A 23429-nucleotide genomic window follows, 5' to 3' on the forward strand; every position below is an offset into this window, starting at 1 on the left:
GCATCGTCAGTGTTACACCATTACTGTCATGTCCCGTCGACGGGGCCGGAGGAACGATGGCCGAGGGACGCAACGATCCGCCCGGACCGGACGCGGGCGGCCCGCTCGCCGGGGTGCGCGTCGTGGAACTCGCCGGGATCGGACCGGCTCCCTTCGCCTCGATGCTCCTCGCCGACCTGGGCGCCGACGTCGTCCGCGTGGACCGGCCCGGCGGCGCGCGCCTCGGCGTCGACCCGGACCACGATCTCACCAATCGCAACAAGCGCTCCGTCGTGATCGATCTCAAGGACCAGGGCGGTGCCGCGCTCGTCCTCGGTCTCGCCGAGCGGGCCGACATCCTGCTGGAGGGCAACCGCCCCGGCGTCGCCGAGCGCCTGGGCGTCGGCCCGGCCGCCTGCCATGCCCGCAACCCCCGCCTCGTCTACGGCCGGATGACCGGCTGGGGCCAGGACGGGCCGCTGGCCGCGAGCGCGGGACACGACATCGGCTACATCGCCACCGCGGGCACCCTCGGCATGATCGGCTCCGCGGGAGGCCCGCCCGCCGTCCCGGCCAATCTGCTCGGCGACTACGCGGGCGGCTCCCTCTACCTGGTGACCGGCGTGCTCGCCGCGCTCCACCACGCCCGCGCCACGGGGGCGGGCCAGGTCGTGGACGCCGCCATCGTGGACGGCGCCGCCCACCTCGGCGCGATGATCTGGGGCATGCTCTCCGCGGGCGCCTGGCAGGACCGCCGTGCCGCCAATCTGCTGGACGGCGGCTGCCCGTACTACGCGGTCTACGAGACCGCCGACGGCGCCTGGATGACGGTCGGCGCCCTGGAGCCCGCCTTCTACGCCGAGTTCGCCCGGCTGCTCGGGCTGCCCGACGACGCGCCCGACCGCGGCGACCTCGCGCGCTGGGACGAACTGCGGTCGCTGATCGCGGAGCGCTTCGCCACGCGTACCCGCAAGGAGTGGACCGAGCTGTTCGAGGGCAGCGACGCGTGTGTCGCGCCGGTACTGTCGTTGTACGAGGCGGCCGAGCACCCGCACCTGGCCGCCCGCACCACCTTTGTCACGACCGGCGGCATCACCCAGCCCGCGCCGGCCCCCCGTTTCTCCGCCACCCCCGCGAGCCTGCGCCGGCCGCCGGCGCGGCCCGGCGCCCACACCGCCGAGGTCGCCCGCGACTGGGACGTCCCGGCGCTGGCCACCGAGGCCGACCGGTCCACCCGGCCCTGACCCCTGACCGACCACGACGTCCCTCCCGGAAGGCGGGCAGCATGCAGCGCGAGCTCTTCTCGGCCGAGCACGAGGCGTTCGGGGCGACGGTGCGGACGTTCCTCGCCAAGGAGGTCCTGCCGCACCACGAGCGGTGGGAGAAGGCGGGCATCGTCGACCGCGAGGCATGGCTCGCGGCGGGCCGCCAGGGGCTGCTGGGCATCGCCGTGCCCGAGGAGTACGGCGGCGGGGGCACCGACGACTTCCGTTACGCGGTCGTCCTGGCCGAGGAGTTCGCCCGTGCCGGGGCGCACGGTCTCGCCCTCGGCCTGCACAACGACGTCGTCGGCCCGTATCTGACGGGGCTCGCCACCGAGGAGCAGAAGCGCCGCTGGCTGCCCGGGTTCTGCAGCGGCGAGCTGATCACCGCGATCGCCATGACCGAGCCCGGCGCCGGCTCGGACCTCCAGGGCATCCGCACGACCGCGGTGGACGCGGGCGACCACTGGGTCCTGAACGGCGCGAAGACCTTCATCTCCAACGGCATCCTCGCCGACCTGGTCGTGGTGGTCGCCCGCACCACGCCCGAGGGCGGGGCGCGGGGCCTGAGCCTGCTGGTCGTCGAACGCGGCATGCCCGGCTTCGAGCGCGGGCGCAACCTCGACAAGATCGGGCAGAAGGCGCAGGACACCGCCGAGCTCTTCTTCACCGATGTGCGCGTGCCGAAGGAGAACCTGCTCGGCGCCGAGAACCAGGCGTTCTTCCACCTGATGGCGAACCTCGCCCAGGAGCGCCTGGGCATCGCCGTCGCCGCGGCGGCCGCCGCCGAGCACCTGCTGGAGATCACCACCCGGTACGTCAAGGAGCGCGAGGCCTTCGGCCGCCCGCTCGCCCGGCACCAGCACATCCGCTTCGAGATAGCCGAGATGGCGACCGAGTGCGCGGTCACCCGGGCGTTCACGGACCGCTGCGTGACGGAGCACGCCGCCGGCCGGCTCGACGCCGTGCACGCGTCGATGGCCAAGTGGTGGGCGACGGAACTGCAGAAGCGGGTCGCCGACCGCTGCCTCCAACTGCACGGTGGATACGGCTACATGGCCGAGTTCCCGGTGGCGAGGGCATTCACCGACGGCCGTGTCCAGACCATCTACGGAGGCACCACGGAGATCATGAAGGAGATCATCGGCCGATCGCTGCTGGACTGACCCGCACGACCCGCGGGCGCGCACGCCGGGCACCGACCCGCCCGGCCCCCCCCCACCACCCTCACCGAAAGGCATCCGACGTTGAGCACCGACGCCTACGTCTACGAGGCCATCCGCACCCCGCGCGGGCGCGGCAAGGCCAATGGCTCCCTGCACGGCACCAAGCCCGTCGACCTGGTCACCGGGCTCATCGACGAGCTGCGGCGCCGCCTGCCCGGTCTCGACCCGGCCGCGATCGACGACGTCGTCCTCGGCGTCGTGACCCCGATCGGCGACCAGGGCTCCGACATCGCCAAGACCGCCGCGATCGCCGCCGGTCTGCCGGAGACGGTGGCCGGGGTCCAGGAGAACCGGTTCTGCGCCTCCGGCCTGGAGGCCGTGAACATGGCCGCCGCAAAGATCCGTTCCGGCTGGGAGGACCTGGTGCTGGCCGGCGGCGTGGAGTCGATGTCCCGCGTCCCCATGGGCTCCGACGGCGGCCCCTGGGCCATGGACCCGATGACCAGCTGGACCACCCGTTTCGTCCCCCAGGGCGTCGGCGCCGACCTCATCGCCACCCTCGAGGGCCTCAGCCGCCACGACGTGGACAGCTACGCCGCCGAGTCCCAGGCCCGCGCCGTCGAGGCGTGGAAGGAGGGCCGCTTCGACCGGTCCGTCGTCCCCGTCCTGGACCGCAACGGGCTGGTCGTCCTCGACCGCGACGAGCACATCCGCCCCGGCACCACCGCGGAGAGCCTGGCCGGCCTCAAGCCCTCCTTCGCCACGATCGGCGAGGCGGGCGGCTTTGACGCCGTCGCCCTGCAGAAGTACCACTGGGTCGAGAAGATCGACCACGTCCACCACGCGGGCAACTCCTCCGGCATCGTCGACGGCGCGGCCCTGGTCGCCATCGGCAACCGCGAGACCGGCGAGCGCTACGGGCTGACCCCGCGCGCCCGGATCCTCTCCGCCGCGGTCTCCGGCTCCGACCCCACCATCATGCTCACCGGCCCCGCTCCCGCCAGCCGCAAGGCGCTCGCCAAGGCCGGGCTCACCATCGACGACATCGACCTCGTGGAGATCAACGAGGCCTTCGCCGCCGTCGTCCTGCGCTTCATGCGGGAGATGGGCCTGAGCCACGACAAGGTCAACGTCAACGGCGGCGCCATCGCGCTCGGCCACCCCCTCGGCGCCACCGGCGCCATGATCCTGGGCACCCTGATCGACGAACTGGAGCGCCGCGACCAGCGGTACGGACTCGCCACGCTGTGCGTCGGCGGCGGCATGGGCATCGCCACCGTCGTCGAACGCCTCTGACCTCCTGTCCCGCACCCCGCAACGGAGCCGACCGAACATGACCGCTCTTCCGACGAACACCACCATCCGCTGGGAGCAGGACGAGACCGGCGTCGTCACCCTCGTCCTCGACGACCCGAACCAGTCCGCGAACACCATGAACCAGGCTTTCAGGGAGTCCCTGCGGGCCGTCGCCGACCGCCTGGAAGCGGAGCGCGACTCCGTCCGCGGCGTCGTCGTCACCTCGGCCAAGAAGACCTTCTTCGCCGGCGGCGACCTCAAGGACATGATCAAGGCCGGGCCCGAGGACGCGCCGCAGATCTTCGAGGCCGGCATGGCGATCAAGCGCGACCTGCGCCGCATCGAGACCCTCGGCAAGCCGGTTGTCGCCGCCGTCAACGGCGCGGCCCTCGGCGGCGGTTACGAGATCGCGCTCGCCTGCCACCACCGCGTCGCGCTCGACGCGCCCGGCTCGAAGATCGGCCTGCCGGAGGCGACGCTCGGCCTGCTCCCCGGAGGCGGCGGCGTCGTCCGCACCGTCCGGCTGCTCGGCATCACCGACGCGCTCCTGAAGGTGCTGCTCCAGGGCACCCAGTACGACCCGAAGCGCGCCCTGGAGAACGGCCTGGTCCACGAAGTGGCCGCCGACCGCGAGGACATGCTCGCCAAGGCGCGCGCCTTCATCGACGCGCACCCCGAGTCGGCGCAGCCCTGGGACACCAAGGGCTACCGCATCCCCGGCGGCACCCCCAGCACCCCCGCCCTCGCCGCCAACCTGCCCGCCTTCCCGGCCAACCTGCGCAAGCAGCTCGCGGGCGCGCCCTACCCGGCCCAGCGCAACATCCTCGCCACCGCCGTGGAGAGCGCCCAGGTCGACATCGACACCGCCTTCACCATCGAGTCCCGCTACTTCACCGAGCTGGTCACCGGGCCCATCGCGAAGAACATGATCCAGGCGTTCTTCTTCGACATGCAGGCCGTCAACTCCGGTGCCAGCCGCCCCAAGGACGTCCCGTCCCGCACCGTCACCAAGGTCGCCGTCCTCGGCGCGGGCATGATGGGCGCGGGCATCGCCTACACCTGCGCCAAGGCCGGTATCGAGGTCGTCCTCAAGGACGTCACCGCCGAGGCCGCCGAGCGCGGCAAGGCGTACTCCGCGGGACTGCTCGACATGGCCCTGGCGAAGGGCCGTACGACGCAGGAGAAGCGCGACGCGCTGCTCGCCCGGATCCACCCCACCGCCGATCCGCAGGACCTGGCGGGCTGCGACGCCGTCATCGAGGCGGTCTTCGAGGACCCGGCCCTGAAGCACAAGGTCTTCCAGGAGATCGAGGGCATCGTCGCCCCCGACGCCCTGCTGTGCTCCAACACCTCCACGCTGCCGATCACGCTACTCGCCGAAGGGGTGCAGCGCCGCGAGGACTTCGTCGGCCTGCACTTCTTCTCGCCGGTCGACAAGATGCCGCTGGTGGAGATCATCAAGGGCGCCCGCACGGGCGACGAGGCGCTGGCCCGCGCCTTCGACCTGGTGCGGCAGATCCGCAAGACCCCGATCGTGGTCAACGACTCGCGCGGCTTCTTCACCTCGCGCGTCATCGGGCACTTCATCAATGAGGGCGTCGCCATGGTCGGCGAGGGTGTCGACCCCGCCACCGTCGAGCAGGCCGCGGCCCAGGCGGGCTACCCCGCCAAGGTCCTGTCGCTGATGGACGAGCTGACGCTCACCCTGCCCCGCAAGATCCGCGACGAGTCGCGGCGCGCGGTGGAGGAGGCCGGCGGCAGCTGGCAGCCGCACCCCGCCGACGCCGTCATCGACCGCATGGTCGACGAGTTCGGCCGTCCCGGACGCAGCGGGGGAGCCGGCTTCTACGAGTATGCCGACGGCAGGCGGACGGGCCTGTGGCCCGGGCTGCGCGAGCACTTCACCCGGCCCGGTGCCGCGGAGGTGCCCTTCGAGGACCTCAAGGAGCGCATGCTCTTCGTCGAGGCGCTGGACTCCGTCCGCTGCCTGGAGGAGAACGTCCTCGTCTCAGTCGCCGACGCCAACATCGGGTCCATCCTCGGCATCGGCTTCCCGGCCTGGACCGGCGGCGTCCTGCAGTACATCAACGGCTACCCCGGCGGCCCGGCCGGCTTCCTCGCGCGCGCCGAGGAGCTGCGGGCCGCGTACGGCGAGCGCTTCGCGGCGCCCGGACTGCTGGTGCGCACGGCCGAACGCGGTGGGACCTTCACCGACGGCTGACCCGCACACCTCCGGGGGCGGCGCCCGCCGCCCCCGGGGGCTCATCTCTCCGTGCCGCCCAACCCTGCCGCCGTCGCCCGCAGTTCCTCCGCCAGCGACCGCTGGAAGGCGGTGACCAGGGCCTGCACGACCATCGGCTGGAGGTCCTCGGTGAGGCTGCGCATCCGCGCCCGGTCCTCCCGGTCGGGCTCCCCGGCCACGTACGGCTGCCACACCTCGCGCTGGAAGAGCCGGTGCAGCTCGTGCGCGACCGCGCGGGCGTGCTTGAGCACGATCTCCCGGGTGGCCAGCACCGTCTCCAGCGGGATCGGCACGTCCAGCAGACGCACCCCCAGGTGCAGCATCGCCGGGTTGACCAGCAGGACCTCCGGGTCCGCGGTGGGGTGCAGCACCCCCATCGCGGCCAGCCGGTCCAGGTCGTGGCCGCTCAGTTCCCGTCCGGCCCGCTGCTCCAGCCGGGCGCGCGGGACCTCCTCCGCGGTGTCCGGCATCCAGGTGGCCACCAGCGCCCGGTGCAGGGCGAGGTCCTGCGGGGTGATGTCGCCGGGCAGCTGGTCGAGGTAGCGGCCGATGGCGGCGAGGGTCAGCCCCTGGTGCTGCAACTCCTCGATCAGCGCCAGCCGCGCGAGATGGTCCGGCCCGTAGAGACCGACGCGGCGCGAGCCGAGTTCCGGCGGCGGCAGCAGGCCCTTGGCGCTGTAGAACCGGACCGTGCGGACGGTCGTCCCCGCGCGCGCCGCGAACTCGTCGACCGTCAGGCGCGGTTCGTCCGCTGCGGGCGCCTCCTGGCGTGCGGCCCGGGACTGCGTCATGCGCGGGATCTCGCTCTCTCGCTCGCCGCCCTGGTCATGACACCAGTATGACCGGTCGCGCGTGCCGCCGTCGGCCGTTGCCGCAGCGTACGGCCCCCTTCACGGAGCCGGGTGCCCGGCCCGGTCCCAGTCCAGGCACAGGACGAGCGCGTCGTCCTCGGCGTCGGCCACCGCCCGGTAGCCGGGGAGCTCGCGCAGCACGGCCCGCGGCACATCGGCCGGCGGCACCAGCCGGGTGGCCAGCATCGCCCGCGCCAGGGCCTGTTCGCCGTATCTCTCGCCGGACGCGGAAGCGGTCTCGTACACCCCGTCGCTGACGACGAGGAGCCGGTCGCCCGAGCGCACCTCGAACCGCTGGACGACGTACGGGGTGTCCTCGAACATGCCGAGCGGCATCTGCGGCTCGAAGGGGACGGTGTCCACGGCCCCGTCCCGCAGCCGGTACACGCGCGGCGATCCCGCGTCGACCACGTCGACGGTGCCCGTGGCCGGCTCGAAGCGCATCAGCAGCACCGACACATGGCTCTCGCCCCGGTACCGGGCGAAGACCGCCTGGTCGGCGAGGGCCGCCTGGTCGGCCAGCGGGACACCGGCCCGCCGCGCGTTGCGCAGCGCGCTGACGGCGAGACTGGTCAGCAGGGCCGCGTCGATCCCCTGGCCCATGCCGTTGGTGACGGTGAGCGTCAGGTCGTCCTCCGACGCCGACCAGTCGAAGTTGTCGCCGTGGATGTCGTACGCGGGTTCCAGCTGGGCGCCGAGCGCGTACCCCGGGCGGGCCAGCGAGTGCCCGGGCAGCAGCTGCCACTGGATCTCGGCGGCGAGGGTGAGACGGTCGCGGCGGCGGGCCCGCAGATACAGGTCGGTGTCGCGGTCGGCGACCAGGATGTGATGGCCCAGCATCTCGGCGATCTCGCCGAGGTCCGCGACCGTCCCGGCGTCCACCGGGCCGGTCTCCGCCGGGAACCCGGCGCTCAGCACGCCGATGCGGTCGCCGCGCACGCTCACCGGCAGGTGCAGCAGCACACCGCCGGCGACGGCCTCGGTGACCGGCTCCTGCGCCCCGAAGGCCCGGCCCGCCGGACTGCCGGCAATCGGTACGAGGCCGTCGCCGCCGGGCTGGGCAGCCACCGGCTGCAGCACGGTCTGGCCGTAGTCGGCCAGCAGGACGTCCACCGCGCCCGCCCCGTAGTGCTGCCGCAGGATCCGGCGGACGGTGTCGGCGAGGGCATGGGGAGCGGCGGCGCGCAGGGCGCGCTCGGCGGCGTGGAGAGCGGAGGTGTTCACCGGTTCGCGGGGGTCCTTCTGGGAGGAGGGGAGGGTCGGTTACGGTGGCAGGGCCGAGGGGAGCCGTGATGTGTACCCCTATATCCGTTTCCTGCCCGCTCCGGGCCCAGGACATGACGCCCAGGAGATGACCTTGTCCGCGAGCCGCCCGCCCGACCGGGACGTCGTCGCCGAGGCGTCGTCGATGGTCGAGGCGCTGGAGGTGCTCTGGGGCCGGGGCAGGGACGCGGGGGACCCGCCTGTCCCGCCCTCGCAGCTGCGGCTGCTGTTCGCGCTGGAGGGGAACGAGGGCGCCAACCTGCGCACCCTGTGCGAGGTGCTGGGCGCCGCGCCGCCCGCGATGAGCCGGCTCTGCGACCGGCTGCAGGCAGTGGGGTACCTCACCCGGGACATCAGCCCGACCTCGCGCCGCGAGGTGCGCCTGTGGCTCACCCCCCGGGGGGCCGCGCTCCTGACCGAGCTGCGCGAACGCCGTGAGCGGGAGCTCGCCACCGTCGTCGCCGCGATGCCCGAGCGGGCCCGGCGCGCCCTGCTGGAGGGACTGGCGGCCTTCCGGAGCGCGGCGTCCGCCACGGGCCTGGCCGCCGTCCCGGCCGTGACGGACGGGCGGAGCCACAGCGCGTAGCCGCGCACGGCATCCTCACTTCTTGAACGGGCTGTTCCCGACCCGGGTGCGTGCCGTGTATCCGTTGCAGGGTATTACTGTTGCCCAACGGCAATGATCGAAGATGATCCGCAGTGTGGCAAAGGCCGCCCGGCCAGGGTGTCCTTCGCGTACGATCCCATCGCCCCGCAAGGGGCATCGCTGGGGTGGGGAGACGATGTGGAAGGCAACACCCTGACTCCGCCTGGGGGGTTGATCCCCAGACCGGGTGACAGCACGGGCCGGCGGCTCGCCGTGCTCCTGGTCGAGGACGACGCCGGCGACGCACTCCTGGTCGAGGAACTGGTGGCCGACAGCGGTGTGCCGGTCGACCTGCGCTGGGTGCGCTCGCTCGCCGAGGCCGGCGACGCCCTCGGCGCCCGTCCCGCCGACTGCGTCCTGCTGGACCTGCATCTCCCCGACGGCCAGGGGCTGGCCGCCCTCGGCCGGGCCCTGGCCCTCACCCAGCGGGCAGCGGTCGTCGTGCTCACCGGCCTGGCCGAGGAGCGCACGGGCCTCGCGGCGGTGTCCGCCGGCGCCCAGGACTACCTCGTCAAGGGACGCGTGGACCCGGAGCTGCTCGGCCGGGCGCTGAGGTACGCCGTCGAGCGCAAGCAGTCCGAACGCGCCGCCGTCGCCCTGCGCGCCAGCCAGATGCGGGCCGAGGAGAACGCCCGGCTGGAACGCGGCCTGCTCCCGCTGCCGATGCTGCGCACCAAGGACGTCACGGTCACCGCGCGGTACCGCCCCGGCCGCGCCGACGCCCTGCTGGGCGGCGACTTCTTCGACGTCGTGGAGACCGCGGAGGGCGTCGTCCACGCCGTCATCGGCGACGTGTCCGGCCACGGCCCCGACGAGGCCGCGCTCGGCGTCGGCCTGCGCATCGCCTGGCGCACCCTCGTACTCAGCGGCGTCCAGGGCGCACGCCAGCTCTCCCTGCTGGAAGAAGTGCTGGTCGCCGAGCGCGCGGCGCCCGAGATCTTCGCCACCGCCACGGTGCTCACCCTCAGCCCGGACCGCCGCGGCGCGTCGGTGTGGCGGGCCGGCCACCACGGGCTGCTGCGCGGCACACCGGACGGCGAGGTCGAGTACGCCGAACCCCCCGGCGGCCCCGCCCTCGGGATGATCCCCGGCGCCGGGCACTGGCCCGAGGGCCGGCTCGACCTGCGCCCCGGGCAGTCCCTCACCCTCTTCACGGACGGCCTGTTCGAGGGCCGGGCCGGCAACGGGCGGCTCGGTGAGACCGGACTGCTCACCCTGGCCAGGGAGCACGCCGGGCTTCCGGCGCCGGAGTTCGTCGACACCCTGATCGACCGCGCCGAGTCGCTGGCCGCCGGGCACGGCGGCTTCGACGACGACGTCGCCGTCGTCCGCCTCGACTGGGACACCGCGTCATGACCGGCGCACGGCCCGCACGGCCCACCCGTACCTGCCGGATCGCCCTCGCCCCCGCCGCCCTGTTCGTGGTGGCGGGCGCGGTCGCCGGTGTCACCGCCCTCCCGCCCTCGCCCGCCGGGGCGGCGGACCGGCCGGCCGGGTACGCGGCCGCCGCCGGCGACCCGGCCCCCGCACGGGCCCCGATCGGCACCGCCGTACGCCACCGGGCCGTGGCCGCCCCGCCGCGCACCACCGCCGCCGCGGGCGACGACCGGGCCGGAATCACTGTGCCGTACTGGGCCGTCGCCGCCGTGCTCGCCGTCCTCCTGCTCGCCGCGGCGGGCCTCGCCGTCCTCGTGCACCGCAGGGCGCTGCGGCAGCTCGCCCCGCTGCGCGAGGCACTGCGCGAACTGGAGGGCTCCCGCTCGTCCGCCGCCGCCGAACTGGCGCAGGCCCGGCAGCGGGAGGAGCAGCTGCGCGGCGCCGGGAGCGAGCTCCAGCAGTTCGCCTACGTCGCCTCGCACGACCTGCGGGAACCGCTGCGCAAGGTCATCTCCTTCTGCCAGCTGCTGGAGAAGCGCTACGGCGACCGCCTCGACGAGCGCGGGCTGCAGTACATCGCCTACGCGGTGGACGGCGCCAAGCGCATGCAGGTACTCCTCGGCGACCTGCTGGCCTTCGCGCGCTCGGGCCGCCCCGACGAGGGCGATGTCGTGGTCGCCCTGGACGACGCGCTGGACCGGGCACTGGCCAACCTCGCCGGGCCGATCGGGGAGTGCGGCGCCGCGGTCGAGCGGCCGTCGTCCCTGCCCCGCACGATCGGCGACGCGACCCTCCTGACGATGCTCTGGCAGAACCTGCTCGGCAACGCCGTCGCCTTCCGCTCGCCGCAGCGCGCACCGCGGATCGCGATCACCTCCGACGGGCCGGACGAGGACGGCCTGCTCGCCTTCGCCGTCACCGACAACGGCATCGGCGTACCGCCCGCCTACGCCGAGAAGGTCTTCGGCGTCGTGCCGCGCCCGCGCGAGGGGGAGCCCGGGAGCAACGGCAGCGGCATCGGTCTGGCACTCTGCAAGAAGATCGTGGAGCACCACGGCGGCCGGATCTGGCTCGACCCCGCGCCGCGCGAGGGCACCCGCATCCGCTTCACCCTGCCCGCCGCCACGCGGCCCGCCGCACTGGAGGAATGACGCCATGACCGTGCCGCCCCAGCCGGAACCGATCGTCGTCCTCCTGGTCGAGGACGACGCCGGGGACGAGCTGATGACCCGTGAGGCCTTCGAGGAGCACAAGATCCGCAACGTCCTGCACGTCGTGCGGGACGGCGAGGAGGCGCTGGACTTCCTGCACCGCCGCGGGCAGCACGCCGACGCTCCCCGGCCGGGCCTGATCCTGCTCGACCTCAACCTGCCGCGCTACGACGGCCGCGAGGTGCTGGCCGACGTCAAGGCCGACGCCTCGCTGTGCGACATCCCGGTCGTCGTCCTCACCACCTCCGAGGCCGAGGAGGACATCGTGCGCAGCTACAAGCTGCACGCCAACGCCTATGTCACCAAGCCCGTCGACTTCGAGCGGTTCATCGAGGTCGTCCGGCAGATCGACGACTTCTTCGTCACCGTGGTGAAACTGCCGGGGCGCTGACCGGCCGGCGGCCGGTGCCCCGGCCGTCCCTCAGACCTCGCGCCAGCGCGCCATCGCACCGGAGAAGAGGCCGAACAGCACCAGGCCCGCGGCGACCGCCGCCAGCAGCCAGGGCCCGGCGGGCGTCTCACGGAACGTGCGCAGCGTGTCGTCCAGCCCCTTGGCCCGGCCGGGGTCGAAGCGCACCGCGGCGACGACGGCGAAGCAGCCCGCGGCGGCGAACACCACCCCGCGGCTGGTGCCCCCGCCCACGCCCAGGGCCTCGACCACCCGGCGGGTGCGCGGCGACATGGCGCCGATGCGCAGGTGCTTGCGGAAGCGACGCATCATCGCCCGTACGGCGATCCAGCCACCCGCCCCCACCAGGACCAGGCCCGCCGCGCCGACCAGCCAGCGGCCCATCGGCCAACCCAGCACCTCGGCGGTGACGTCCTTGGACGTCCGGTCGCTCGACCCCCCGGCCCCGCCGCCGGAACCGCCCGACCCCCCGTTCACCGCGAAGCTGGCCACCGAGTAGGTGACGAAGCCGTAGAAGACCGCGCGGGCCGCCGACTGCGCGCGCTTGGACGCCTTGCCGCCGTCCGGCCCGGCCGCCCCGAAGGCGGCCTCCGACAGCCGCCACAGGGCCATTCCGGCGAGTCCCGCCGTCAGGGCCCAGACCAGGAATCCGCCGAGGGGCTGGGCCGCCAGCTCGGCCACCGCGCCACCGCGGTCGGCCTGCTGCGAGGAACCGTCGAAGGCGATGCGCAGGGCGAGCACACCGGTCAGTGCGTAGATGACCCCACGGGCCGTCAGTCCCGCGCGTGCGCCGGCCCGGATCGCGCGCCGCCCCGCACTGCCGGGCCGCACCGCGGCGGCCGCTCCCGTCGTCCCCATGGCCGACCTCCCTGAACCGGGCCTGTGTACCGGGGTCCCCCGGCAGCCGTCGGCTGCCCCGTACCCGGCCGGTGAAACAGCGCGGGCCGTTGTCCGGGAGGCCGGCCCGCGTGGACGCGCCGGGCGCGGACGGTCGTTGCGGGGATCGTCGCCGGGCTTCCCGGCGCCACGGACACCGAGGGTGTGGACCGGATCGAGTGGTGACAGCACGACGGTCCGGCCGCCCCGCGAGGGGGCGGCCGGACCGTCGTGTGCCGGGCGGCTCAGAGCACGTCGAGCAGGCTCGGGTCGAACAGCGAGCGGTTGCTGACACCCTGGCCGGCCGCGACCGGGGCGACCGCGGCGTCCTTGTCGGGGAAGCCGCCGACGCCGCCGACGCCACCGATCCCTCCGATGCCGCCACCGCCGCCGCCACCGAAGTTGCCGCCGCCGCCACCGCCGTAGTTGCCGCCACCGCCGTGGCCGCCGTGGCCGCCCCGGCCGTGGTGGTGCCGGCCGCACTTGCAGTGGTGCCGGCCGTGGTCGCCGCGTCCGCCGCGGTCGTCGCGGCAGCGGTCGTCACGTCCACCGCGCCGGTCACCGCGTCCGCCGTCACGTCCGTCGCGCCCGTAGCCGCGGTCGTCGTCGCAGCGGTCGTCGCCGCGTCCGCCACGTCCGTCGCGCCCGTCGCCCCGGTCGTCGCCGCGTCCGCCGTCGCGTCCGTCGCGTCCGCCTCGGCCGTCACCGCGGTCGTCGCCGCGTCCGCCGTCGCGTCCGTCGCCCCGGTCGTCGTCGCGTCCGCCCCGGCCGTCACCGCGTCCACCGTCACGTCCGCCGTCACGTCCGTCGCCACGGTCGTCGTCGCGGCCGAAGTCGTCGCGGTTGTAGTCGCCGCGGTTGTCGTCGTCACCCCGATCCCGGCCGTCGCCGTTGCCGTTTCCGTCGTCCTGCACGACGGAGGGGACCGCCGCCGGGCGGGCCGGGGTGGTGGCGGCCGCGGCCGAGGCCGGCCACGCGAGTGCCGCGGCCGCCAGGCAGGCGGCGGCGGTGCCGCGGAGAAGGTACGTCTTCGCCATCGGTCGTCCCAATCTGATGAGATGTTACATAGCTCAGCGAAACGCATATTAAGCACATATCGCTCGAAGCCGCGCGCAGAGGAACCGGGAGGGAACGATGGCCGACACCGGGGACGGACACGAAGGACGAGGCCGGCACGAGACGGAGGACGAACGCGCGGACCGCATGTGGAGTGAGCTGATCCAGGAGGTCCGGGTCGCCCAGACCGGCGTGCAGATCCTCTTCGGCTTCCTGCTCACCGTGGTCTTCACCCCGCACTACCAGCGGCTGGGCGTCGTGGACCACACCATCTACATCGTCACCGTGGTGCTCGGTGCGACGGCGACCGGGGCGCTGATCGGCCCGGTGTCCTTCCATCGGATCGTGGCCGGCCGGCGGATCAAGCCGCAGAGCGTGCGTTGGGCCTCGCGGCTGACGTTCGCCGGGCTCGTCCTCCTGCTGGCCACGATGGCCTCGGCGGTGCTGCTCGTGCTGCGGGTGGCGACGCACGGCGCCTACGTCCCCTACGTCGTGGCCGGGGTGGCCGTCTGGTATCTGGCCTGCTGGTACGGGCTGCCGCTGTGGGCGCGGACCGGCCACGCCAAAGGCGACTGACGGCGTGGGAGGAGGCGGGCACGGCGAAAGCCGCCGCGATGCGCGACGGCTTTCCTCCGTACGGGTGACGCGGGGTCAGACGTGCAGAACCCGGTCCACCAGCTCGCGGTAGCCCTGCAGGGCCAGCCGCAGCTTCTCGGTGTCGGAGTCGGTGCGGCTCTGGCCGCCGTCCCAGCCCGCGCGCAGTTCGTGGCGCTTGGTCTCCAGCTCCCGGACGAGCCGTTCGGTGGCCTCCTCCAGGACGTGGTCGGCCTCCTCCACCGCGTGCCGCGGCTCGTCGACGAAGCCGCCGACCGCCTGCTGGAGCCGGCGCCGCAGCTTGTCGGTGTCCTCGGCCGTCGCCTTGGGGGCACCCGGCTCCCGCGGGGTGTGCGGGGCCCGCGCCGGACGCTCCGGCTCGGCGGGCTCGCGCGGCTCGGCGGTCCGATCAGGTGTCACGGGACCGCGCGCGGCACCGGATTCGCTCGTCCGTCCGGACTGCGAGGGCTGCGAGGGCTGTGAGGCCTGCGAGGGCTGCTCGGGCCGCCGGCCGGTCCTGTCCGTGCCGGGGGTGACGTCATTGCTCTTGACGTCGATCTTCTCGACGGTCCTGGGCTCGGTGGCGTCGTCGTGGCCGGTCTCGTTCATGGGCTTCATCGGGCACTCCCGGAGGGCAGATGCGAACGGTGGGAGGCGTGGCTCCCCGTCTCGGTCTCGGTTTCCGACTCGGTGCCCGCGGCCGGGGTGCCGGCCCGCGGGGCGGTGTCGCGGCGGCCGCGCGCGGGGTGCCGGGGCTCCTTGCCCTCCGCGACGAGGTCGTCGAAGAGCGCGCGGGCCTCCAGCAGCCGGGCGCGCAGGTTCTCGGTGTCGGTCGTGGGGCGCTCGCCGTCCTGCCGCCCCGGACCGGCGGCACCGCGCAGGTCGCGGTACGCCTGGAGGTGGCGGGGGCGGTGCACCGACAGCGCGTCGATCTGCTCGCCGGAGTCGGCCGCCGGGAATCCCCGCTCCCGGGCCAGCCGGTCGAGCAGCCCGGCGGCCTCGCGCACGGACTGGGCGGGGGAGTCCACGAACCGCTCCTGGAGGGCCGCCCACTCGGCCCGGTACTCCTCGGTCCTGCGGGCCTCCAGCGGGCGCTGCGTCAGGTGCCCGTGGCGGTCGACGCGTTCTTGCAGCTCCTTGTCGGCGGCGGCCGTGTCGCCGTCGTGGCGGGCGAGCGTCCGTTCGTACTCGGGGCCGAAACGGCGCCTCAGATGTCCGGACCCCTGCCCGCGGCGCGTCAGGTACAGCGCCGCGGCGGCGATCAGGAGTACGAGGACGACCGCCCCGATGATGATGCCCGTGGTCATGGTGTGCCTCCTGGGGACCCATGGGGGTCCTGGAATGGGGATCTGACCTTGTTTCGGGTCCCTTGTCGTGTCTACGGTGCGTGTATCCGCGATCCGTGGGTCCACGCACACGTGTCCGGACGACGAGGCGCACAGGAGGGGAGGCGGGATGGACGGGACGGAGCGGCGCGCGCGTTCAGCGCGGCAGTACGACCTGGATGACCTTGCCGCCCCGGGCGAGCAGGGTCACGCGGATGTCCCGCGCCAGCCGGCGCACCAGGCGCCAGCCGTAGCCGCCGGGCAGGAAGCCGCCGTCCGGCTGCGGCGTGGTGGGCAGCCGGGAGCTGTGGTCGCCGACCGAGACGCGGATGCCGTCCGGCTCGGGCAGGACCTCGAAGCCGGCGACGCCGTCGCCGTAGCGGAACGCGTTGGTGACGAGTTCGGAGACCACCAGCAGGCAGTCCTCGACCCGTTCGGGATCGAGTCCGGTCAGACGGGCACGGGCCATGTCACGCGCCTCGCCGATGGACGCGGGAAGGGTCCCGCCGCCGTGTGCGGCGATGGGTACCTGTCCTTCGTCACCCGTTTGAAGGCTGTACACGTACGATCACCCCGTAGGCCTCACTGGTCCCTGTGTGTCTGCCCGGACGTGCCGGTCCTACGCGACCCGGCCCACAGATTTACGTCACCCCGGAATCAGGTGGCATGCCCGGCGCGGGACCGGGTACCCGAACCGCAGCACACGGGTACACGCCGTTCGAGGGGTTGAGGAGGCATCGTGATCGCGGACGTCAGCAGGACGGTGGTCCGGTCGGGAGTGGAGAAGGCCGTCGTGGACGGACTCCCGCAGATCAGCGACCCGAGCAGTGTCGCGCCCTCGGACGCACGGGCCATGTCGAAACTCTTCCTCGACCGGCTGACGGTTCTCGAGGAGGGCACGCCCGACCACCAGTACGCGCGGAACACCCTCATCGAGATGAACATGTCGCTGGTCCGGTTCGCGGCGCGGCGCTTCCGCGACCGCGGCGACGACATGGACGACATCGTGCAGGTCGGCACGATCGGCCTGATCAAGGCCATCGACCGCTTCGACATCTCGCGCGAGGTCGAGTTCACCACCTTCGCCGTGCCCTACATCGTCGGGGAGATCAAGCGCTTCTTCCGCGACACCACATGGGCCGTGCACGTGCCGCGCCGGCTGCAGGAGCGCCGGGTCGAACTGGCGCGCGCCCGGGACGAGCTGTCCTCCCGGCTCGGCCGGGCCCCGAAGGTGGCCGAACTCGCCGCCCTCATGGACCTCAGCGAGCAGGAGGTCGTCGAGGCGCAGGTCGCGTCCAACGGCTACACCGCGTCCTCCCTCGACGCGGCGCTGACCACGGACGACGACGGTGACGGCGAGACCGTGCTCGCCGACTTCATCGGCGCGCCCGATCCGGGCATGGAACTGATAGAGGATCTGCGCTCCCTGGCCCCGCTGATGAGCGAGCTGAGCGAGCGCGACCGGCGACTGCTCCACCTGCGGTACGTGGAGGAGCTGACGCAGGCCCAGATCGGCGAGATCATGGGCTGCACCCAGATGCACGTCTCCCGCCTGCTGTCCCGGACCATCGCGCGGCTGCGCGCCGGAATGCTCCAGGAAGGTACCGCCGGCTGACGCCGTCCCCTCTCGGTGCCCGCGCCCCCGCCGGGGCGCGGGCACAGCCGTGCGCGGGCCACGGCGGTCGCCCTACGATGCGCGGATGACCGATCACGATCACGTGTCGCCGAACCGCCGATTCCGTCCGCTGGTCCGGATGACGGCCCGCGACCCGCACGAGCCGCACCGGGTCGCCACCCCGCTGGAGTTGCTGTTCGACCTCTGCTTCGTGGTGGCGGTCGCCCAGGCCGGGGTACGGCTGGTGCACGCGGTCGCCGAGGGCCGTCCCGGGCACGGGGTCCTCGGCTACTGCCTCGTCTTCTTCGCGATCTGGCTGGCGTGGCTGAACTTCACCTGGTTCGCCTCGGCGTTCGACACCGACGACGTGCCGTACCGCATCGCCACGTTCGTCCAGATCACCGGCGTCCTGGTGCTGGCGGCCGGCGTCCCCCGCGCCTTCGACGGCAACGACTTCACCGTCGCCGTGGCCGGCTACGTCATCATGCGGGTCGCGCTCGCCTTCCAGTGGCTGCGCGCGGCGCGCAACCAGACCGGGACCGCGCGGAAGACGGCGCTGCGCTACGTCGCCGGTCTGGTGGCCGTCCAGGTTGGCTGGGTCGCGCTGCTGCTGGTGCCCGGCACCGTGTTCACCTGGGGTTTCGTGATCCTGGCCGCCGCGGAGCTGGCGGTGCCCGTCCTGGCGGAGCGGTCGGAGCGCACCACCTGGCACCCGCACCACATCGCCGAGCGCTACGGGCTGTTCACCATCATCGTGCTCGGCGAGTCCGTCGCCGCCGCCACGGTGGCCGTGCAGTCCGCACTGGACGAGTCCTCCGCGCTCGGCGAACTGCTGCCCATCGCCTTCGGCGGACTGCTCATCGTCTTCACGGCGTACTGGCTCTACTTCGCCATCCCCGTCCACCAGCATCTGACCACCGGCGTCCAGTCGTTCGTGTGGGGCTACGGCCACTACGTCATTTTCGGGTCGGCCGCCGCCATCGGAGCGGGGATCGAGGTGGTGGTCGAGCAGGCCGTGCACAAGGCGCACATCTCGCAGACGGCCGCCGCGTCCGCGGTGACGCTGCCGACCGCGCTCTTCCTGCTGATGGTCTGGCTCATCCATTCCCGGCGGGCCAAGCGCGGGTTCGCCGAGCACGCGGTGCTCCCGCTCTGCGCCGCGCTGGTGCTGGCCGCCACGTTCTGCGGTACCTGGGCGGTGCCGACGGCCGGGCTGGCGATGGCGGCGGCGGTCGCCGCGGGGGAGCTCCTGCACTCCCGGCGCCGGCCGGCCGCCTGAGACGGACGGGGTGCCCCGCCGGCGGGCGGGGCACCCCTTCGTGTGGCTCAGGCATGCCTCATGCGCGGATCAGGGGAACGAGACCACGTTCGACGGGACGGTCGAGGTCCCCGACGTCGCGCTGCCGGTGCTGTTGATGACGTGGTCGTACTGGCCCATGCCGCCGAGCGACACCACCAGGACGTCGTGCATCTTGACCCCCGGCTTCACCGGGACCTCGAAGCCGTGGTCCATGCGGATCGTCGGATCGGTGGTGAAGTTGCAGTAACTGCCCACGCCCCAGGCCTCGTGCGTGGTGACGGAGTCGTCCACCTTGTAGGCGGCCCAGCCCTTCGTCGCGCCGTTCTGGATGGCCGCCTGGTTGGGGGCGTCGTAGGCGATCTCGTTCTGGTAGAAGATCGTCCTGCCGTTCTGGCCGCTCCACTGGACGTCGTACTTCTTGAAGTGCTCGACGAACAGGCCGGTGGCGAGCACGTCGTCGCCGTTCACGCGCAGGCCGTAGTCGGCCGCGTTGGTGTCCCAGCCCACGCCGGCCCCGTGGTCGGCGCGCCAGATCCAGGTGTGGTCGATGATGGTGTCGTCGCTGTTGACCTCCATGCTGGTGGTCGCCTTGCCCGGGCCGGCGCCGCCGATCCGGATGAAGACGTCCTGCACGGTGGTCGGGTTGGCGGAGTGGTCGGCGGCCGCGTTCTGCGGGCCGACCTGGAGCAGCACCGGGGAGTTGACCGTGCCCGCGTCGATGAGGAAGCCGGCCAGCTTCACTCCGTCGACGTCGGCGACCTTCATCGCGGTGACGCCGTTGTCCGGGACGATCGTCGCGAGGCCGAGGCCGAGCACGACCGTGTTGGCGCGGTCGACGTTGATGGTCTGGTCGACGTGGTAGATGCCGGGCGTGAACAGCAGGTTGAGGCCCTGGGCGAGCGCGGCGTTGATGGTCGCGGCCGTGGCGCCCGGCTTGACGACGTAGAACTGGCTCAGCGGGATCGAGGAGCCCTGCGGCGCGCCGGCGCCCCAGGTGGTGCCGCGCGCGTTGGTCCGCTTGGCCGGGACGAAGACCTTGTAGTCGTTGCCGTCGAGGTAGAGGAAGGGCTTCTCACGGGAGACCGGCGTGGTGTCGAGCGTGGTGTACGGCGGGTTGGGGAAGCTCTGCGCGGGAGCGCCCTGGACGCCGGAGAAGACCATGTTCCACACGCCGTTGGTCCAGCCGCCGACCGAGCTGTCGCGGGTGTACCACTGCTGCTGCGAGTACGGGCCCACGGTGCCGTCGATCTTGCTGTCGGCGATGTAGCCGCCGCTGGCCCAGCCGTAGCCGTTGGGCGCGAGGTTGAGGCCGCCCTTGACGTGCATGCGGCGGAAGGGCGCGGCCTGGGCGACGGCCCAGCGGTCGGTGCCGTTCACGGGGTTGAGGGCCAGGTTCTCCGCCGAGCGCCAGAAGTTCTGGGTGGCGTTGCCGTTGAACCAGCCGGCGTCCACGGTCACGTCGCCGTTGAAGGTCGTGTCGTCGGGGGAGAGGCCGAGCCCGGCGATCGAGGTGTAGAAGCCGATGTTGGCGTTGATGTTGTTGTACGTGCCGGGCTTGAACAGCAGCGCGTAGCGGCCGGTGCCGAACTGCGCCGACTCCTGCTGCTGGAAGATCTGGTCCAGCTTGGCCTGGATGCCCGTGGTCGAGGGGCTGAAGACCAGGACGTTGGGGCCGAGGTCGCCACCGCCCTGGATCGGGCCGGTGCCGCCGTCGGTGGTGTGCACGGCGAACTCCCAGAGCGAGTAGCCGTACTGGGTGTGCCGGGCCGTGCCGTTCATGCGCACGTAGCGGCCGGTGCCGCTGACGGCGCGGGTCTCGGTGCCGCCGGTGCCGGTCGTGGTGGAGGCGACGGTGGTCCAGTCGGTGCCGTTGGACGAGATCTGGATCTGGTAGGCGCTGGCGTAGGCGGCCTCCCAGGTGAGCACGACCTCGCAGAGCGTCTGCGCACTGCCGAGGTCGACCTGGAGCCACTGCGGGTCGCTGAAGGCGCTGGACCAGCGGGTGCCGGCGTTGCCGTCGACCGCGTTGGACGCTGCGGTGCCGGCGTTCTCGGTGGAGGAGGCGGTGGCGGTCCTGCCCTGGGCGACGTTGGCGGTTCCGCAGGCCGCCGCGTGGGCCTTGGCCAGCGGGCCGGCGGGGACGGCGATCAGGGCCAGTAGGACGGACAGCAGGGCTATCAGCCCTAAGTGTCTGCGGTGGGCTTCCTTGACGTGGGGTCTCATCGGAACTCCTGTCTCGGCCGCACAACTTAATTCAGGGCGTGAGTTAAGACGTGAGAGAAGTCGCGGTCAAGAGCTCCGACAGGAACTGTTTCCGGCGGGTCAACAGTCGTTCAAGGGTTGAGAGCCCCGAACGGTCCGTGACCTGCGAGGAGTTCGTTTCCTTCGTTTGTTGAACATGAAGGGGGCTTCTCGGCCCGCCGAAACGTCCCCGCAGGATGGCTGATGTGAACTCTTGACGGTCCGGGCCCCGCTGGGTTGACTGCGGCCCCGGGCAACCGGAGCCCGCTCCGGCAACCGGCCGACCCCCGGTGGCGGATGCCCCCGCGCCACCTCTCGTACTAATGATCTTCACGCGTTACACTCCGCGGGTGTCCGAACTCCGCACACTCGCCCTGGAGCTCCGGCAGGCGATCCTGGACTGCCCCGACCCCGGCCTGGTCTCCCTGGAGCGCTTCCCCCACGGCTCCTGCGGTGACGCGTCGGTCCTTCTCGGCGAGTACCTCCACCAGAACGGCATGGGCGTGTGGAGGTACGTCAGCGCCTGGGAGAACGGCGCCTCCCACGCGTGGATCGAGAAGAACGGCCTGCGTGTCGACATCACCGCCGACCAGTTCGACGGTGTGGACGCCCCCGTGATCATCGCCTCGGGCGGCGGCTGGCACGACCGCTTCACGGTCGACCACTCCGCCTCCCACGGCGCCCTCATCGCCGTCCGGGACGCGTACACCCGCGCCGAACTGCGCGCCGCGTACGACCGGCTGACCCCCTTCATCCGGCAGCGGACGCCACGAGTCGACGCATGACGACGGGGTCCAGCGCCGGGTTCGCCGCCGCGTGATGGGCCAGTTCCCCGTCGTCGAGGAGCTCCGCCAGCCGGGCGGGAGGCAGCTTCGGGTGGGCTGCCGCGGCGGCCCGCACCCGAGGATCGGGGTCGCGGGTGAGCCCGTCCACGGTCTCCGCGGCGGTCTCCGGGTCCCGGCAGGCCAGCGCCCGCACCGCCGGGTCCTCGTCGCCGGCGTACCGGGCCAGCCCGGCGGTAGGGAAGTCCGCCCGGTGCAGAAGGTGTTCGCGCTCACGACCGGTGTACTCCAGGAAGCTGCGCAGCAGCAGCGCCGCCGGTGCCTCCGGGTGGTTCTGCGCGAGCAGGACACGGACGCCGAGGTCGTCGTCGGCGGCGAGGCGCGCGACCAGGTCGGACGGCAGGAAGCGGTCCCGGGCGGCCCGACGGCGCAGCATCGGATGGCCGGACAGGGCGTCGCGCCGCAACTCGGCCGGATCACCGGGCACCCGTGAGGGGATCCCCGGAACGAACGGCTCTTCCATGGGGACCTCGTAGTCGATGGCGGCCCGTTCGGCGTCGGTCAGCGCGGGGTGCATGGACGCGGCGAGCCGCACGCGGGGATCGGGGTCGGCAGCCAGCGCCCGCAGTTCGTCGGGTTCCAGGTCGCGGCGGTGGGCGGCACTCACCCGCACCCCCGGGTCGGGATCCGTTCCGAGCGCCCGGCGCCGCTCCTTCGGGAGCCGGGGGTGGCGGGCGATCAGCCGGCGGACCTCGGCGTCCGGATCGGCGGAGAGCAGCGCCACCACGTCCGCGGGAAGAGTGGGGTTGTGCGCGATCGTGGCGCGCTCGTCCTCGGCCGCCGGCGCGGTGAGCACGCTCTCGATGACGCTCCGGCTGAGGGCGCCGTTCAGGAGCCCGTGGGTGCGGCCGTGGCAGCTGTGCGCCGGCAACTGCTGCTCCACCCATTGCGGGTCCTCGTCCCGCACCCAGTCGCGGGCGCGCTTCCGGACCTTCTCGTCGGGATCCGCGAACAGCGCCTCCCTGACGTCGTCCGGTACGCCGCGCCAGCTGATGCCCATGCGCCGCACCTTGGGGTCCGGGTGGGAGAGCGCCGACCACATGAAGCCGGTGGACACCTGGCGGGTGAACCCCAACCCGCCCTGGAGCTCGTCCCCGTAGGTGCGGATCATGTGGAGGACGGCCCAGTCCGGCAGCGGTGCGGGGGTCGTGTGCAGCGGGAGGGCGGGACCGTCGCTGAGCAGGGCCCGTACCATCCACTCGGGGTCGTCGATCAGCCGCAGGCGCAGTCCCGGGTCGACATGGGGATTGCAGGCGAAGCGGCCGCGCACCGATCGGTCCGGGTGCGTGATCACCGCCTCGACGACGGCGTCCGGCAGCGGCCGGCCTTCGCTCAGTGTCAGGCGCGCCACCGTCGGCCCGTCGGACAGCAGACGCAGCAACACGTCCTCGGGGGCCGCGGGATTGAGCGCGAGGCCGGCGAGCCGGCGGTCGCGGATGTCGCTGGTGTCGGCGATCCGGTGTGACGCGATCATGCGGTGGACGGCCTTTCGTGCCGGGTCGGGTACCGTTTCTGCGCACCCGTCAGGGGTAGACGCGAACGAGGGAGGCAGCCATGGGTGATTGGTCCACGACAGCGCTGGTCATCGCGGGGGTGGCGGTCGCGATCATGCTCGCGGTCGCCGTGGTGCTGGTGGTGAAGATGGCACGGGTCAGGAACCTGCTGCGCAGCGCCGACGTCCCGCGCTCGGGCAAGCTGGCCTTCTGGGCCGCGCTGATCTACCTGGTGTGCCCGGTGGACCTGCTGCCCGACCCGATCCTCATCGACGACATCGGGGTGCTGCTGCTGGCCCTGCGGTCGCTCAAGAGCGCCGCGGACCAGCAGCTGCCCACCACCGGCTTCGGGAAGTCGCGGAAGACGCTCGGCTGACGGCCCCGC

At 72.9% G+C, this 23429-nt stretch carries 22 protein-coding genes; 13 read left to right on the top strand and 9 right to left on the bottom strand.

Annotation, left to right across the window (positions count from 1 at the left end; translation table 11 throughout):
- The first annotated feature begins 56 nt into the window (after window positions 1–56).
- The 4 genes from ABZ883_RS27480 to ABZ883_RS27495 all read left to right on the top strand — a co-directional run bounded on the left by ABZ883_RS27480 (window position 57) and on the right by ABZ883_RS27495 (window position 5924).
- Window positions 57–1223, top strand: a complete 1167-nt coding sequence (locus ABZ883_RS27480; protein ID WP_360910611.1) for a CaiB/BaiF CoA-transferase family protein — start codon at window positions 57–59, stop codon at window positions 1221–1223.
- Between the two features lie 41 nt (window positions 1224–1264).
- A complete protein-coding gene (locus ABZ883_RS27485) occupies window positions 1265–2407 on the top strand; it encodes an acyl-CoA dehydrogenase family protein (protein WP_360910613.1) in 1143 nt (380 codons plus the stop codon).
- An 81-nt stretch (window positions 2408–2488) separates the two neighbouring features.
- On the top strand, window positions 2489–3703 hold the full coding sequence (locus tag ABZ883_RS27490; RefSeq protein WP_360910615.1) for an acetyl-CoA C-acetyltransferase: 1215 nt from the start codon (window positions 2489–2491) through the stop codon (window positions 3701–3703).
- Window positions 3704–3740: 37 nt separating this feature from the next.
- Entirely contained in the window at window positions 3741–5924 is a 2184-nt protein-coding gene (locus ABZ883_RS27495) for a 3-hydroxyacyl-CoA dehydrogenase NAD-binding domain-containing protein (protein ID WP_360910617.1), read from the top strand.
- Window positions 5925–5965: 41 nt separating this feature from the next.
- Here ABZ883_RS27495 and ABZ883_RS27500 read toward each other — a convergent pair whose 3' ends face one another.
- Together ABZ883_RS27500 and ABZ883_RS27505 are read right to left on the bottom strand one after the other, a co-directional pair.
- A complete protein-coding gene (locus ABZ883_RS27500) occupies window positions 5966–6736 on the bottom strand; it encodes a MerR family transcriptional regulator (RefSeq protein ID WP_360910619.1) in 771 nt (256 codons plus the stop codon).
- A gap of 99 nt (window positions 6737–6835) precedes the next feature.
- A complete protein-coding gene (locus ABZ883_RS27505) occupies window positions 6836–8020 on the bottom strand; it encodes a PP2C family protein-serine/threonine phosphatase (protein WP_360910621.1) in 1185 nt (394 codons plus the stop codon).
- Between the two features lie 127 nt (window positions 8021–8147).
- On the opposite strand from ABZ883_RS27505, the gene ABZ883_RS27510 reads away from it, so the two are divergent.
- The 4 genes from ABZ883_RS27510 (at window position 8148) to ABZ883_RS27525 (ending at window position 11684) form a co-directional block, all read left to right on the top strand.
- The gene (locus ABZ883_RS27510) at window positions 8148–8645 is read left to right on the top strand and encodes a MarR family winged helix-turn-helix transcriptional regulator (RefSeq protein WP_360910623.1); all 498 of its coding nucleotides are present in this window, start codon (window positions 8148–8150) and stop codon (window positions 8643–8645) included.
- Between the two features lie 231 nt (window positions 8646–8876).
- Window positions 8877–10061, top strand: coding sequence for a SpoIIE family protein phosphatase (locus ABZ883_RS27515; RefSeq protein WP_360910625.1), 1185 nt, complete (start codon window positions 8877–8879; stop codon window positions 10059–10061).
- Window positions 10058–11233 (top strand): ATP-binding protein, encoded by a 1176-nt coding sequence (locus ABZ883_RS27520; protein WP_360910627.1) that lies wholly within the window; start codon window positions 10058–10060, stop codon window positions 11231–11233. Before ABZ883_RS27515 ends, ABZ883_RS27520 begins: the two co-directional genes overlap by 4 nt.
- Window positions 11234–11237: 4 nt before the next feature.
- On the top strand, window positions 11238–11684 hold the full coding sequence (locus ABZ883_RS27525; RefSeq protein WP_319665948.1) for a response regulator: 447 nt from the start codon (window positions 11238–11240) through the stop codon (window positions 11682–11684).
- Between the two features lie 30 nt (window positions 11685–11714).
- Here the strand turns inward: ABZ883_RS27525 and ABZ883_RS27530 are convergent, their stop codons facing one another.
- Both ABZ883_RS27530 and ABZ883_RS27535 read right to left on the bottom strand, forming a co-directional pair.
- On the bottom strand, window positions 11715–12560 hold the full coding sequence (locus ABZ883_RS27530; RefSeq protein WP_360910630.1) for a DUF1206 domain-containing protein: 846 nt from the start codon (window positions 12558–12560) through the stop codon (window positions 11715–11717).
- 263 nt (window positions 12561–12823) lie between these two features.
- The gene (locus tag ABZ883_RS27535) at window positions 12824–13615 is read right to left on the bottom strand and encodes a hypothetical protein (protein WP_360910633.1); all 792 of its coding nucleotides are present in this window, start codon (window positions 13613–13615) and stop codon (window positions 12824–12826) included.
- A 97-nt stretch (window positions 13616–13712) separates the two neighbouring features.
- Between ABZ883_RS27535 and ABZ883_RS27540 the strand changes: the two genes are divergently transcribed.
- The gene (locus tag ABZ883_RS27540; RefSeq protein WP_360910635.1) at window positions 13713–14210 is read left to right on the top strand and encodes a DUF6328 family protein; all 498 of its coding nucleotides are present in this window, start codon (window positions 13713–13715) and stop codon (window positions 14208–14210) included.
- A gap of 75 nt (window positions 14211–14285) precedes the next feature.
- On the opposite strand, the gene ABZ883_RS27545 is transcribed toward ABZ883_RS27540, so the two are convergent.
- The 3 genes from ABZ883_RS27545 to ABZ883_RS27555 form a co-directional block, all read right to left on the bottom strand.
- On the bottom strand, window positions 14286–14846 hold the full coding sequence (locus ABZ883_RS27545; RefSeq protein WP_360910636.1) for a hypothetical protein: 561 nt from the start codon (window positions 14844–14846) through the stop codon (window positions 14286–14288).
- Complete coding sequence (locus ABZ883_RS27550) at window positions 14843–15535, bottom strand: hypothetical protein (protein WP_360910638.1); 693 nt, start codon at window positions 15533–15535, stop codon at window positions 14843–14845. Before ABZ883_RS27550 ends, ABZ883_RS27545 begins: the two co-directional genes overlap by 4 nt.
- Window positions 15536–15710: 175 nt before the next feature.
- Window positions 15711–16115, bottom strand: coding sequence for an ATP-binding protein (locus ABZ883_RS27555; RefSeq protein WP_360910640.1), 405 nt, complete (start codon window positions 16113–16115; stop codon window positions 15711–15713).
- A gap of 201 nt (window positions 16116–16316) precedes the next feature.
- On the opposite strand from ABZ883_RS27555, the gene ABZ883_RS27560 reads away from it, so the two are divergent.
- Both ABZ883_RS27560 and ABZ883_RS27565 read left to right on the top strand, forming a co-directional pair.
- Window positions 16317–17168: a SigB/SigF/SigG family RNA polymerase sigma factor gene (locus ABZ883_RS27560; protein WP_360910734.1), complete on the top strand. Its 852-nt coding sequence runs from the start codon at window positions 16317–16319 to the stop codon at window positions 17166–17168.
- An 85-nt stretch (window positions 17169–17253) separates the two neighbouring features.
- Window positions 17254–18447, top strand: a complete 1194-nt coding sequence (locus tag ABZ883_RS27565) for a low temperature requirement protein A (RefSeq protein ID WP_360910642.1) — start codon at window positions 17254–17256, stop codon at window positions 18445–18447.
- Window positions 18448–18516: 69 nt separating this feature from the next.
- Here ABZ883_RS27565 and ABZ883_RS27570 read toward each other — a convergent pair whose 3' ends face one another.
- On the bottom strand, window positions 18517–20691 hold the full coding sequence (locus tag ABZ883_RS27570) for a discoidin domain-containing protein (protein WP_360910644.1): 2175 nt from the start codon (window positions 20689–20691) through the stop codon (window positions 18517–18519).
- A 368-nt stretch (window positions 20692–21059) separates the two neighbouring features.
- Between ABZ883_RS27570 and ABZ883_RS27575 the strand changes: the two genes are divergently transcribed.
- A complete protein-coding gene (locus ABZ883_RS27575) occupies window positions 21060–21494 on the top strand; it encodes a hypothetical protein (RefSeq protein ID WP_360910646.1) in 435 nt (144 codons plus the stop codon).
- Here ABZ883_RS27575 and ABZ883_RS27580 read toward each other — a convergent pair.
- Window positions 21460–23025 carry a hypothetical protein gene (locus ABZ883_RS27580; protein ID WP_360910648.1) on the bottom strand — a complete coding sequence of 522 codons (1566 nt, stop codon included), beginning with the start codon at window positions 23023–23025 and terminating at the stop codon, window positions 21460–21462. The genes ABZ883_RS27575 and ABZ883_RS27580 overlap by 35 nt on opposite strands.
- 80 nt (window positions 23026–23105) lie before the next feature.
- Here ABZ883_RS27580 and ABZ883_RS27585 point away from each other — a divergent pair, with 80 nt between their 5' ends.
- Complete coding sequence (locus ABZ883_RS27585) at window positions 23106–23420, top strand: YkvA family protein (RefSeq protein WP_360910650.1); 315 nt, start codon at window positions 23106–23108, stop codon at window positions 23418–23420.
- Window positions 23421–23429 lie beyond the last annotated feature (9 nt).

It is taken from the genome of Streptomyces sp. NPDC046977, from assembly GCF_040644455.1.
In the GTDB taxonomy this organism is placed as follows: Bacteria; Actinomycetota; Actinomycetes; order Streptomycetales; family Streptomycetaceae; genus Actinacidiphila.